Raw genomic sequence first — 13,440 nt, 5'->3', positions numbered from 1 at the left:
ATTCTTCTGTTATGTCACTAAAAGCGGACTATCGAAATTCTGCAGGACTAAAGCATGTTGATGTAGCTTAAAACCGTACCGGGTAAAGCAATCCTTTGATACGAGCCCGTGATGGGTGACGATTTCGAAATTGCCGCTGACTCGGTAATGCCGATGTTTGTTTTGCACATCCTGAATGAAGGCCTCCAATAAAAGGCCGCGCTCGCCAAGCCCTTCTTGACGGACGTGGACGTCGAGTAAGTTGTACTCGGCGACTTTGATCTGGTCATATAGGCGTGTGTTGACGTACTCGACGGTCATGTGTGACCGGGTTGATAAGAGTGACCGGTTCGCTTGCTGATTTTCCAGTAACGTGACGTAATAAAGGGCATGTGATTTATGACTATTCCGTGTGACTTGAACGACTTGGTTTTCATTATTATAGGCTAATCCGATGAGCGATTCCTTCGGATGGTTTCGGATAATGAGCGTGCGACGTGTACAAACGTCACGCCAGTCGGTTTCTGGAATCCATTTCAATTCAAATGTCCGAGGTGTTCTGGTGAACTTCATGGTATGCATGGAACCTCCTTTTTGACTAGTGCTTTAAATATACACTTTTTGGAAAAAATATTAAACGAATAATGTTAATGTTATTTACTCAAGTTCGATTTGTCGATTGGCATTTTTAATAGAATGTTCAAGACGTACATCGAATGAAGCACGTTTACTGCGAGGACAACAGGGAAAAATTGTTTTGAAGCGTCTATCTTAAGAAAGGAAGTGTCCGTTCATGCAGAAAAATCAACAGCGTTATGCGTTGCGCAACCTCGCATCCGGTTTTTTATTCGGTCTGGGTCTCGTCGCATTCTTAGACGAAGTCATTTTTCACCAATTGTTAGGCTGGCATCATTTTTATGACAAATCAACGACCGCGGTCGGACTGTTTTCTGATGGTCTGTTTCACGCATTCAGTTGGTTCGCGACAGTGGCAGCCCTGTTTCTAGTTGCAGACTTACGGAGACGATCCGCCTTTTGGATGAAGCGGTGGATCAGTGGTGTGATGATCGGCGGAGGTTTTTTCCAATTGTACGATGGTCTGATCAATCATAAAGTCTTCGCGATTCATCAAATTCGCTACGGTGTGGAACTTCTTCCGTATGATATCGCCTGGAATGCGATCGCTGCGCTTATTTTAGCGGGAGGGATTGTGTTATTCCTGCAGACTGGGAAACAACTGCGGACGACAGGGGAGGCGAAATAAGTGATGCATACGCATGAAGGCATGGGAAACGGTTTTGAAGCGAGTGTGACGCTCCTCGTGCTCGTCTTATTTCTCGTTTATCCGGTTGCCGCCTGGAAAACGAACAATCACTACCGGCGCTGGCCAATCCATCGGTACGTGTTTTGGGGAAGCGGGATACTGAGTGCCGGTGCTGCGCTCGTCGGTCCGGTTGCAGACTGGGCACACATGAACTTCGCGGGACATATGACGGGGCATCTCTTACTCGGGATGCTCGCACCACTCCTGCTCGTGTTTGCGAAGCCGGTGACGTTATTGTTACGGACGCTACCCGTGCAGGCGGCAAGACGGGTGACGGGCGTCTTGAACAGTCAGCCGCTTCGTCTCTTGACGCACCCGATGACGGCAACGGTTTTAAACATCGGCGGCTTGTACCTGCTTTATACGACAGGACTCTATCCGATGATGCATCAGTCGACTGCACTCTATGCCCTGATCCATCTCCACGTCTTCCTGGCCGGTTACTTGTTTACAAGCGCGCTGATCTATATCGATTTGACGCCGCACCGCTACAGTCACGTCTACCGGGCGGGTATTTTAATACTGGCGTTGGCGGGGCATAAGATTCTTTCGAAATATCTCTACGCTCATCCACCCGGTGGAGTGGGGAAGGCGGAAGCGGAACAAGGCGCCATGCTGATGTATTACGGGGGAGATGTCGTTGATCTCGCGCTCATCATTATTCTTTGTTATCACTGGTACGAGGCGACGGCACCGCGTTTACAACTGTCAGAAACAGTGGAAATGAGGCAGGAATGAAGAAGATACTATATTCGTTCGAACATCCACATCATAATAAGAATCAACGGCAACACCAGCCGTAACGAAAACTGGAGAAGAAATTTGCAATAAGCGAATTCTTTCTTCGGTTTATCAAAATCAGGCGAGAATACGCCCACTTCTAAACGGTCAGGGTGAAGCCCGAGTGAAAGTGGGAGATGAATCGCCAACCTCTCTTTCGGGTATATCCTTTGTAAGGAGGTGAACATCATGTTGACTCACAAGGCCTACAAATTCAGAATCTATCCGACAAAAGAACAGGAAATCCTGATCGCGAAGACGATCGGTTGTTCACGCTTCGTCTTCAACCACTTCTTGGCGAAGTGGGATGAGACGTATAAAGCGACAGGGAAAGGACTGTCTTACGGGTCTTGCTCGAAAGAAATTCCTTCGTTGAAGCAGGCATTCGACTGGTTGAAAGAAGTCGATAGCACGTCTGTGCAAGCGAGCGTCAAACATCTTGCTGATGCCTTTGACCGCTTCTTCAAGAAGCAGAACGAACGACCCCGCTTCAAGTCGAAGTGCAACCCTGTTCAATCGTATAAGACGAACATTCAAGGCAAGTCTCAACTTCCAGAAGTCTCAATCGTCGGCACCAAAATCAAAATTCCAAAGCTGAAGTGGGTGCGCTTCGCTCATTCGAGGCAGGTCGTCGGACGCATCTTGAATGCGACCATCCGGCGGAACGTTTCAGGAAAATACTTCGTCTCCCTGCTCGTCGAGCAGGAGAGCAACGAAATGCCGAAGACGGGCTCATCCGTCGGCGTCGATGTCGGGTTGAAGCACTTCGCCATCCTGTCGGACGGCACGGTATACAAGAACGACCGTTACTTCCGTTCGCTTGAGAAGAAGCTCGCTCGCGAGCAACGCAAGCTTTCTCGTCGTCAACGGTTGGCCTTGGACAAGAAAGTGAAACTTTCCGAGGCGAAGAACTATCAGAAGCAAAAGCGGAAGGTCGCCCGCATCCACGAGAAGATCGCGAACAAGCGAACCGATTTCCTGCACAAGGGATCGACCGAGATCGTCAAAAACCACGACGTCATCGGGATCGAGACCTTGCAGGTGAAGAACATGCAGAAGAATCGCAAGTTGAGCAAGTCCATCTCCGAGGTCAGTTGGTCGGAGTTCTTCCGCATGCTCGGATACAAGGCGGAATGGTACGGAAAGACCGTCGTGAAAGTCGGCAAAATCAGCATGGTCAATGTCACGTTCGGTAGTAGCAAGGAAGATGATCCGACGAATCGGTTCTTCAATCCGGATCTTGCCGGCGGGGCGATGCTCGATATCGGAACGTATGCACTCTCGTTCACACGCTTGTTCTTATCGAGTCAGCCGACCGAATTGCATACGACACTTAAAAAATACAAGACAGGTGTCGATGAACAGTCAGGCATCGTGATGAAAAACAATCAAGAGGAGCTGGCCGTCGTGTCACTGGCGATGCGGGCGAAGATGCCGAAGCGGGGAATCGTCGCTGGAGAAAAGGGCTTTATCACGGTCGATGATTTTCCGAGGGCAGACAAGGCGACCATCACCTATACGGCGGATGGGACCGTCGAGACGATCGAAGCCGGAGATACGGGTAAAGCCCTCGTGTATGAAGTCGAAGCGATGAATGAGATGGTGATGAACGGACGAGAAAACTGGACGTTACCACTCTCACGTCAGGTGATGAGCTTGATGGATGAGGCACGCCAACAATGGGACTTATCCTATGCTTTTGAATAATTAAACGGAATCATGCGAAAGGAGCGAGTACGATGATGAGAGGAATCGATCATGTCGGGATGACTGTACCCGATATGGAAGAGGCGACGACATTTTTCAAGCAGGCCTTTGACGCGGAGGTTTGTTATGATGTGCAACGCCCTGAGCAAGAACCGATGCAAGGTGAGGAAGTCGAACAGCAACTCGGATTACCGTCCGGGAAAACAATCATCCACATGCGATTACTGCAAATCGCGAAGGGACCGACGCTCGAACTGTTCCAGCTCGGTACACCGACGGATCAGGAACCGGCACGGATTTCTGATCTCGGTCTGCACCACTTCAATCTATGTCGATGACATGCAGGAAGCGACGCAGCGGTTTAAAGACGCAGGAGGAACGCTTCTTTCGGCACCGCATCCGTTAGCTGGTGTTGAGGACGGTCCGCGTAACCGTGGCGTCTATGGTGTCACGCCATGGGGCAGCTTGATTGAATTAATCGCTTATCCGGACGGTATCGATTATCCCGATGGCAGCGAAGCAAAGCGGTGGACACCACCGGCTTAAAATCGTAGAAACGAGTGATGTTATTCTTCTTAAGGAAGCGTGCATCGCTCGTTTTTTTTGCCCTGCTAAAAAAGGTTTTTGGAAGGATTTGGTGAATTCCTAATAAGAGAATGAAACGAGGGGGAAGATGGATGACACACGAAGAATTAGCGGTACGGTTTCAGACGTTCGCGGAACACGAGTGCAAGGACTCGAGTCCGTTGTACGACTACTTGTCGCGTCACGTCGCGTGTGACACAGCGATTTTGACAATATGCCAACAGGCACGGGACGGACAACCGGTACCGAATCTCTTGTTTGGTGCCGTTCATTATCTGTTACTAAAAGGAGTCGAGCATCCGTTAGCCCGGTATTATCCGAGTGTGACGACGGACGCCGCACCGTTCGATGAGTCATTTCCGGCTTTTCAGGATTTTTGCCGGGTCTACGAAACGGAATTGATTGAGTTGCTGACGACGCGTCTCGTCCAAACGAACGAAGTCCGGCGCTGCACGTATCTCTATCCGGTCTTCGGGATGATTCATCAAGCCGAACAGCGTCCGCTCGCGTTACTTGAGATCGGTACGAGTGCCGGTCTGCAGTTGCTGTTCGACCAGTACGCATATGACTACGGAACGGGGGAGACGTTCGGAAATCCGGCGTCGCGTCTTCGTTTGACGTCGACGATCGAAGGTGAGCATGTTCCACCGCTTGCACGGACAGCACCGCCGATCGCGGAGCGAATCGGACTCGACCTGAATACCGTTGATTTGACGGATGACGACGAACGACTATGGTTAAAGGCCTTGATTTGGACGGAACACCGCGAGCGGCTCGAATTGTTTGAACAGGCGGCACGTTACGTCGCCGAACATCCGCTCGAGCTGATTGAAGGGGACGGGATTCAACTTCTTGAACCATGTGCCGAGCGAATTCCGACAGCGCATATCCTCTGTATTTTTCATACCCATGTCGCAAACCAGTTGCCGCTTGCGCTGAAAAAAGAACTGCTCCACGTCGTCGAGCAGATTGGACAAACGCGTGACGTCTATCACTTGTACAATAACGTTCAGGACCGTTATTTGCACCTCGATCTGTACCGGGACGGGGCACTCCAGGAACAGACGATTGCTGAAACGGACGGTCACGGGCGCTGGTTCAAATGGTTGTTGCCGACTGCATCCGTTCTGCCGAACTAAGGAACACACGGAAGTAACCGGTTGAAGTTGAATAAGACACGAGAAAGAAGGGACGGTCTATCGCTGATAGGTGACCGTCCCTTTTTCTCGTTTTCTGGACACCGTCAGTTGTGCGCAACAGCATGTTGTGTGAGGGAATTACATCAAACCGCCGGCTCGAAGGGGTCCCTGCGTCGTGATCGTAAAAATAATTTTTGCGATTTCCTCCGGGGATTCATCGCGGTCTTGGATGAGCCATTCCTGCATGACACCGATATGGGCAGACGCGATATAGGAGATGAGGTAATCGCTTGGGACAAGTGCTTTTTGTCTCAAGAACAACGAACCGGACGCCCGCTTAAAGAGTGCGTCATGCATGAACTGCTTCAGACGGGATTGAAAGTGCGGGTCCCCCGTCGGACCTAACAGTGACTTCATGATGACACGGTTGCGTTGAAGGAACTCTGAAAAAGGAACCAGGACCCGGTAAGCGTCCGGTGGAAAGCCGGTTGGATTTTCCTGATGGAACAGACGTTGCAGGTTCTTGATCAGCTTCTCTTCCACTTCTTCAAAAATCTCGTCGATGTACGCATTCATCAAATCATACTTATCTTCGTAGTGACTATAGAATGTCCCCCGGTTGATTTCTGCTTGTTTTGCGATATCTTTGACGGTGATGCTGTCAAACCCCTGTTTTTCAATCAAGGTCAACAAGGCTTCTTTAATCAATTTTTTAGTGCGGATTACCCGTAAATCTTGTTGTTCCTTACTCATTTCGTCACTCCTTTTCAACACTTTGAACGGATGTGTCGCCAAAGCAACACAATCCGGGTGATTGCTTATTGTCGCCTTCTGGACGGACTCGCTATACTTTAATTATAAACAACACGGTGTCTAATATCTTGTTTAATTACTCAAAACGAGAGAAATACAAAGGAGTGATTTTTTATGAACATTCAAGTAAAGGAAACAAGTAAATCGTTTGATCAGATAGAGGTGATTCGCCACATTGACTTGACGATCATGTCCGGTGAAATCTGTTGTCTGTTAGGACCATCTGGTTCAGGGAAAACGACATTGATTCGCTTGATGATCGGCGCGATTGCCCCAAGCAAAGGAACGATTCATATCGGAGAGACATTGATGCCGGACATGAAGCTGCTGAATGATATCGGATTTATGCCGCAAAACAATGCGCTCTATGAAGATTTAACGGCAGAAGACAACTTAAAGTTTTTTGGTTCACTGTATAAGTTGGAACGGCAGGTTCTTAAACAACGGATTGAGGAGGTGTTGAAGATCGTCGAGTTGACGGCACATCGGAACAAACGGGTCCACGCCTTTTCAGGTGGGATGAAAAAACGGTTATCGTTAGCGATTTCGATTTTACACAAACCGAAAGTTTTGTTTTTAGACGAGCCGACTGTCGGAATCGACCCCATCTTACGGCGGGAAATTTGGCGGCAGTTCCATCAGATTAAACAGGACGGAACGACGATCGTCGTCTCGACACACGTCATGGATGAAGTCGTCGAATGTGACCGGGCTGCCTTGATTTACAACGGTGCATTGATTGAATACGATACGGTCGATAAGTTACTTGCGAAAACAGAGACGGGTCGTGTCGAAGAACTGTTTATTTTAGCGGCAGACCAGCAAAAAGGAGGCGACCCGCGATGATGCAGTTAGCGAAACGTGTTGTCCGTCAAACATTAAACGATAAGCGGAGTGTGATGATGATTTTGATTGCGCCGTTACTGATTTTGACACTGATCTATCTGCTGCTCGGTGATACGGATTATGTCCCCGTCGTTGCGGTCGATGGGGTGACACCCCCGCAAGTCACGACAATGTTAGAAAAGCAGGAGCTTGAAGTGATTGCGTTGCCGAAAGACGTAGATTCGGCTAAAACTTATCTCACCAGTCATCCTGACGTCGATGCGGTATTCCGTGCTGACCGGGAAGCGACGAACATCACGCTCCAGGAACCATCGACGAAATCTTCAATCGCTGTCAAAGAAATTCAAGCGGGTCTTACTTCGCTCAATCCAGCGGCAGCAATAGAAACGGGTTACGTCCATGGTTCGACCGACCAGTCGACGTTTGATTCACTCGGGTATGTGTTTTTGTCCTTATTCTCGTTCTTTATGGTCTTCGTCATTTCTGCGATGGCATTCGTCAAGGAACGGAGTGATGGGACGCTTGAGCGTCTGTTGATGACGCCGATCAAACGAAGTGAAGTCATCCTCGGGTATACGATGGGGTACAGCGTGTTTGCCGTCATGCAAGCCATCCTGATTGTCCTGTACACGGTCTATGTCTTACAAATGGCGTCTAACGGTAACGTCTTTCTCGTTTTACTTGTCTTATTGTTACTCGCGACGACAGCTGTTTTATTCGGAGCGACGATTTCAGTGTTCGCGAGTTCAGCGCTACAAGTTGTTCAGTTGATTCCGTTTACAATCATCCCACAAGTTTTTTTCTCCGGTTTGATTGCGCTCGACTTGATTCCGTACCACCTCGGTAATTTAAGTTACGTGATGCCAATCTTCTACGGGGCGAGTGCGATTAAAGAAATCATGATTTATGGGAACGGTTGGAGTGCGATTTGGGGCTATCTGTTAGGACTCGTCGGTTATATTATCGTACTGTACGTGATCAATATACGAGCGCTTAAAAAATTCAGAAATGCCTAACTCATAAAAAATCTTAAAATCAAGGTAAAGACGTTTTTTTATAGACAAAATGGGAAAAGATAACCTGTACATCCATTGTCCGTCACTGTCGTAGAAAAAGGAGCGATTCCATGTCTAATGTGAAATTAGCAGTCATTTACTACAGTTCGACCGGTACCAATCATCAACTCGCCACGTGGGCGAAAGAGGCAGGGGAAGCTGCCGGAGCAGAAGTCCGTCTTGCAAAAGTTAAAGAAACAGCACCCGCAGAAGCGATTGCCTCGAATCCACTTTGGCAAAAACATACGGACGCGACACGTGACGTCGAAGAAGCAACCGTCGATTTACTCGACTGGGCGGATGCGATCATCTTTAGTGTGCCGACGCGGTACGGACATGTCCCGGGTCAATTCCAACAATTCCTTGATACGACGGGAGGACTTTGGGGACAAGGAAAACTTGTCGATAAAGTTGTCAGTGCAATGTCTTCTGCACAAAACCCGCATGGTGGTCAGGAAACGACCGTCCTTGCCGTCTATGCGACGATGTTCCACTGGGGTGCAATCGTTGCGGCACCCGGCTATTCGGATCCGGTGCTGTTTGCAGCAGGAGGGAACCCGTACGGAACGACGGTCACCGTCGACCAGGAAGGGAAGATGGTTGAGTCAGTTGAACCTGCCGTCCGTCATCAAGCAAAACGGACAGTCGAAGTGGCGAGCCGTCTCCTGAAGTAAGAGCGCAAATTCAAGCAATCAAAAAAGGACGATCGATAGCGTTTATCGATCGTCCTTTTTGTATGAAGTGTGTAGTTGAAATCAAGCATTCGGATGGCGCAATGGCAAGTCGACGGTAAAAGTCGATCCTTCACCTTCGATGGATTCGACGTGGATTTCGCCGTCATGAGCACGGGCGATTTCGCGACAAATCGATAGACCCAGTCCAGTCCCGCCGATTTTGCGTGTATCCGAATTATCGACCCGGTAGAATTTTTGGAATAATTCACCCATCGCAGCAGTCGGAATCCCGATTCCGTGGTCACGAATCGCGACGGAAGCCTGCGTATCAAGAACCGCCAATTCGATATCGATGGCTCCGCCGGCCGGTGAATATTTGATGGCATTGTTGATTAGGTTCCCAAACAATTGGCGGATTTTTTTCGCATCGCCTTCGATGAACAGGTGCGTTACATCGTGTGAGACAGTAATGACATGAGTCGTCGAAGAGAGACCGTGGAATTGTTTCAGGTCTTCAATCAGTTCGATTAAATCAAACGATTCAAACTCATATTCCTGCCGGTCTGCTTCCATCCGTTGTAAATCCAGGAAATCGTTAATCAGCAGAGATAAGCGTTTTGTCTCTGAGTGAACGGCTTCGAGGTAAGTCTTTTGCCGCTTCGGTGACAGCTCACGTTCAATCATCAATTCGGTAAATCCGTAAATCGATGACAAGGGTGTCCGTAATTCGTGCGAGATCGTCGAAACGAGTTCATTTTTTAAACGATCGATTTCGACTTCATTCGTGACGTCACGCATAACGAGCATGATGCCACGGAACTGACCACCATAGTGGATTTTTTCAGAATACGTTTTGATAAAACGTTTTTCCTGATCAATCGAGAACAGGATACCTTCACCGGTTTCGTGCTCAATAAAGGTTTGATGCAAATAATGCTCGAACTCAGGCAGTTGGTCAACCCGGTACTTTAAATTGACGATTGATTCGTCAATATCAAGCAACCAGTCGACTTCCGAATCTTGTTCGATTGAATGGTTGAATAGATCAAGTAACGGCCGGTTGATTAATTGATTAGAGCCGTCCAGTTCAATGTAGACGACGGATTCTCGGATGGAGTTGAGGAGACGGGATGTCTTCTCGCGTTCACGGTCGATTTCATCAAACGTTCGCATCCGAAGCAGGGATAGGGCGAGTTGACGTGAGAAGGTCGCAAGTTCTTCTTGTTCTTGTTTGTTGAAGGCCATGTCTAGACGCATTAAATAGATATAGGCAATGATTTCATCCGTGCTCGGATCAAGAACCGGAGTAACGGCTAAGGCGCGTTCAGCATTTTGTACCGTATGCGGCAATTTGTCACGGCGCGCCTGACGAATCAATGGTTCAATCGTCGCGATCAAGGTGTCCTGTTCTTGATCTGTCATTGCGTGCGTGATAATGTTTGTAACCGTTGTGCCTTCTTTAAAGATTATTGCCCCGTGAAGTGAGGTAGTGATTTCTGTCATCTTTTCAATCACAGCAGGATACGCGGACAATGAATCGCGTGATGCGAGTGTTTCTGTTAACTGATTCCGCGTTTTTAAAAGCGCCTCGTTGCGTAGCGTAATTTGTAAGGCCTGCTCTAAATTATCATTCGTTGACATCAACCGGTGTTTATTATCAATCAACGCGGTCGCCATTTGATGAAATGATTTACTAAGTTCCCCAATTTCGTCGACCCGGTCAACAGGAATAAGCGGTGTAGTATGTTGTCCTTGTGCAAGTAGTTTACTTTCTTGGCTCAATAGTTGAATCTGTCGAGTGAGACGTTCAATAAAGGGCTGGACGAGCCAAAAGATAACGAAAAAGAGTACGCCCAAGTTAATTAGCCACATCCAGTTCGCATAGTTGGTTTGGTCCACTAATTGTTTTTTTGCAATTTCCTCTTTCGAATTTAGGCTATCCCGGTAACTTGTGAACACACTCTCCATTGTATTGACACTCTCACGCATCGTCTCGCTGTCTGAAGCATTCATCTTGAATTTTCGGTCGTCATCCTTTGGAATATCAGGCATCATCGTCCGTAAGCTCGACATCTGCAAAAAGGCTTCATCAATTGTTCCTGTTTTTTTTGCTTGGACGTAACGAAGCAAACTAGGCATGACGAATTTTGTATAGGACGTATAGAGTGATCGGATATCAGTTGCATACACTTGATCCGCCTGATAGATGCGGTTTTGTTCGAACCATATTGTCTGCCGTTCAAGAGAAGCTTGTCTGGATTCGATGGTCTCGATGACAGCATCGTTGCCAAAGACAATGTAGTTTTGAACTTCATATTGTAAAGATTGCCACGTATCCCACAATTTTGTTGCACGGTCTTCGCGGGTGCTGATGGCTTTTAGATTATTTTCTGCTTCCTCCACTTGATGATCTGTATACAGATAAGCAGTAATCGAAGTGATGGAGAGCGTGAGTAAGATTAAATAGAAAGCAAACATGATTTGCCGACTTATTTTTTGGTTTAACCATTTTTTCATATAATTTTTAAATACTCCTTTACGTCAGCATGTATGCGTATTAGATGTAACTATCGTACATATTTTCTTATCATAATCGTACATTTTTTAGAGTTAAAAATATAGAAGAAAAGTTAAAATATCTTCAATATGAGAAATTAACATTAGAAAAGACATACTGATTGACAGTATGCCTAAGTTAAAAGTAGATGGAATTTCATTTGAAACAACATTTAGCACCTCATTTGAATGGCTCGGGTGAAGTGACCGGATCATGCTTCTGCGACGACGACCTTCCCGATCGTCTTTCCGCTTTCGACGAGCCGGTGTGCTTCTTTTAAGTTTGCTGCATTGATGCCGGTCAAAGTTTTCGTGACCGTCGTTTCTAACTCCTCTGCATCGAGCCACGCCGCGACTTGCGTCAAGATATCGTGTTGGCGCATCATGTCAGGCGTTTGGAACAGGGACCGGGTGAACATGAATTCCCAGACGAAGTTCGCACTCTTCTGTTGCAGGGCACTTAAATCAAGCAATTTGTCGGTTTCGACGATGCTGCAAATACTTCCTTGCGGCGCGATGACATCGACCATCGCTTCAAAATGCTGATCGGTCGCATTCAAACAAAAGATGTAGTCAACATACGAATAACCGAGTGCTTCCAGTTGCGGGCGGAAGTCTTCGTGGTGGTTGATCGTGTGGTGCGCGCCATGTGCTTTCGCCCAGTCAATCGTTTCACTGCGCGAAGCCGTCCCGATGACGGTCAGTCCGGTTTTGTTCGCGAGTTGCGTCGCGATGGAACCGACACCACCGGCTGCACCGATGATTAAAATCGTCTTGTCGAGGTTCGACTTGGCGTCAAACGAGATATGGAGGCGGTCGGTTAATGCTTCGTATGCCGTCAGTGTTGTCAAAGGCAACGCCGCCGCTTCGGCGAACGTCAACCGTTCCGGTTTTTTCGCGACGATTCGCTCGTCGACGAGTTGGAACGTACTGTTTGATCCCGGACGATTGATGGCACCGGCATAATACACTTCGTCACCGACGTCGAACCGTCCGACGTCATTCCCGACTTCGACGATGATTCCGGCAGCATCATACCCGATGACTTTCGGTTCCGTTTCATCTTGACCGTGTGCCCGGACTTTCGTATCGACCGGATTGACGGAAACGGCTTTGACTTCGACGAGTACATCATGACAAGTCGCTTCCGGACGTGGCAGTTCGAGATCAATCAAACTATTTTCTTCTGTAATCGGCAAGTGTTGGTGAAATCCAACGGCTTTCATCTGTGTCATCTGTCGTCATCCTTTCCTGTTTCAGGTATCTCTTCAAAATGTTCCACCGTGTAGCTGAAATGAAACGTCTACAGAAAGAAGGAAACGCTAACGCTTTGAATGCTAATTGTGCGTCAACAAAAAAAGCCCCATCGATCAGACGACGCATTTAAAGATGCGCAGCCGTGTGAGTAAGGGGCTTTTTGAATGAGTATTATAATGCAGGTGTTTTTGTCGGGGCGACTCCAGTAGTTGCGTAAGTTGCATCGATGTCTTGGCGGATTTTTTTGATCGGTGTTCCTTGTTGGTAGGCGACGATGGATTGTGCCGCGATATCGAGACACGTCCCGCATGTGATGCCGTGTGTCGTCCACGTCGTTTCACCTTTTGCTGTCTGATCGGCGATGAAACAGTCATAGTTACTCGTATGACCGGCCGTTTCGCCGCATCCGCAGTAACACGGCATTTTTTCAAGTAAGTCTTGATGCTTGGCGACGGCAAGATAAATCGTTTGGATCGATTCATCGGTTTCTTTTAAGAAAGCGGGTGCAATCGTCTTGGCACTCGTTTTTTCGAGTTGATCCCCTGCACCGTGCGTCTCGTGCTCTGCATGTTCTGTGCTCATCTGTTTGTCTGTATGTTGTTCCGCTGGGGCACAAGCGCCGAGCGCTAGACTTGCCGTCAACGTTAGTGTAAACCAACGTACTTGTCGTTTCATGAACTTCCCTCCAAATCGATTTCCTCTATCAGTCAGTATACCGTGTCGTT

At 48.0% G+C, this 13,440-nt stretch carries 14 protein-coding genes; 9 read left to right on the top strand and 5 right to left on the bottom strand.

The features are described from left to right. Positions 1-9 precede the first annotated feature (9 nt). Positions 10-552 carry a hypothetical protein gene (locus tag KNP88_RS09545; protein WP_214893460.1) on the bottom strand — a complete coding sequence of 181 codons (543 nt, stop codon included), beginning with the start codon at positions 550-552 and terminating at the stop codon, positions 10-12. 220 nt (positions 553-772) lie between these two features. Between KNP88_RS09545 and KNP88_RS09540 the strand changes: the two genes are divergently transcribed. The 6 genes from KNP88_RS09540 to KNP88_RS09520 all read left to right on the top strand — a co-directional run bounded on the left by KNP88_RS09540 (position 773) and on the right by KNP88_RS09520 (position 5,514). Further along, on the top strand, positions 773-1,243 hold the full coding sequence (locus KNP88_RS09540) for a DUF2243 domain-containing protein (protein ID WP_214893459.1): 471 nt from the start codon (positions 773-775) through the stop codon (positions 1,241-1,243). 3 nt (positions 1,244-1,246) lie between these two features. Then, complete coding sequence (locus KNP88_RS09535; protein ID WP_214893697.1) at positions 1,247-2,041, top strand: cytochrome c oxidase assembly protein; 795 nt, start codon at positions 1,247-1,249, stop codon at positions 2,039-2,041. A 231-nt stretch (positions 2,042-2,272) separates the two neighbouring features. Beyond that, entirely contained in the window at positions 2,273-3,790 is a 1,518-nt protein-coding gene (tnpB, locus tag KNP88_RS15880; RefSeq protein ID WP_483297878.1) for an IS200/IS605 family element RNA-guided endonuclease TnpB, read from the top strand. Positions 3,791-3,822: 32 nt separating this feature from the next. After that, entirely contained in the window at positions 3,823-4,128 is a 306-nt protein-coding gene (locus tag KNP88_RS15650) for a VOC family protein (RefSeq protein WP_251137182.1), read from the top strand. A gap of 1 nt (position 4,129) precedes the next feature. Then, the gene (locus KNP88_RS15645) at positions 4,130-4,336 is read left to right on the top strand and encodes a VOC family protein (protein WP_251137181.1); all 207 of its coding nucleotides are present in this window, start codon (positions 4,130-4,132) and stop codon (positions 4,334-4,336) included. 131 nt (positions 4,337-4,467) lie between these two features. Continuing rightward, entirely contained in the window at positions 4,468-5,514 is a 1,047-nt protein-coding gene (locus tag KNP88_RS09520; RefSeq protein ID WP_214893457.1) for a DUF2332 domain-containing protein, read from the top strand. Positions 5,515-5,652: 138 nt separating this feature from the next. Here KNP88_RS09520 and KNP88_RS09515 read toward each other — a convergent pair whose 3' ends face one another. Further along, positions 5,653-6,267, bottom strand: coding sequence for a TetR/AcrR family transcriptional regulator (locus KNP88_RS09515; protein WP_214893455.1), 615 nt, complete (start codon positions 6,265-6,267; stop codon positions 5,653-5,655). 174 nt (positions 6,268-6,441) lie between these two features. On the opposite strand from KNP88_RS09515, the gene KNP88_RS09510 reads away from it, so the two are divergent. The 3 genes from KNP88_RS09510 (at position 6,442) to wrbA (ending at position 8,902) form a co-directional block, all read left to right on the top strand. Continuing rightward, complete coding sequence (locus tag KNP88_RS09510; RefSeq protein WP_214893453.1) at positions 6,442-7,173, top strand: ABC transporter ATP-binding protein; 732 nt, start codon at positions 6,442-6,444, stop codon at positions 7,171-7,173. Then, a complete protein-coding gene (locus KNP88_RS09505) occupies positions 7,170-8,189 on the top strand; it encodes an ABC transporter permease (RefSeq protein WP_214893452.1) in 1,020 nt (339 codons plus the stop codon). Before KNP88_RS09510 ends, KNP88_RS09505 begins: the two co-directional genes overlap by 4 nt. Positions 8,190-8,299: 110 nt before the next feature. Then, positions 8,300-8,902, top strand: coding sequence for an NAD(P)H:quinone oxidoreductase (wrbA, locus tag KNP88_RS09500; RefSeq protein WP_088838019.1), 603 nt, complete (start codon positions 8,300-8,302; stop codon positions 8,900-8,902). Between the two features lie 81 nt (positions 8,903-8,983). Here the strand turns inward: wrbA and KNP88_RS09495 are convergent, their stop codons facing one another. The 3 genes from KNP88_RS09495 to KNP88_RS09485 form a co-directional block, all read right to left on the bottom strand. After that, positions 8,984-11,419 (bottom strand): HAMP domain-containing sensor histidine kinase, encoded by a 2,436-nt coding sequence (locus KNP88_RS09495; protein ID WP_214893451.1) that lies wholly within the window; start codon positions 11,417-11,419, stop codon positions 8,984-8,986. A 251-nt stretch (positions 11,420-11,670) separates the two neighbouring features. Then, positions 11,671-12,693, bottom strand: a complete 1,023-nt coding sequence (locus KNP88_RS09490) for a zinc-binding alcohol dehydrogenase family protein (RefSeq protein WP_214893450.1) — start codon at positions 12,691-12,693, stop codon at positions 11,671-11,673. 193 nt (positions 12,694-12,886) lie between these two features. After that, positions 12,887-13,390, bottom strand: a complete 504-nt coding sequence (locus KNP88_RS09485; RefSeq protein ID WP_214893443.1) for a PCYCGC domain-containing protein — start codon at positions 13,388-13,390, stop codon at positions 12,887-12,889. Positions 13,391-13,440 lie beyond the last annotated feature (50 nt).

Origin of the sequence: Exiguobacterium sp. H66, from assembly GCF_018618705.1 — a bacterium.
Lineage (GTDB): Bacteria > Bacillota > Bacilli > Exiguobacteriales > Exiguobacteriaceae > Exiguobacterium_A > Exiguobacterium_A oxidotolerans.
Note: the sequence above shows the minus strand (reverse complement) of the source record. Positions and strands in the feature narration are given on the sequence as shown.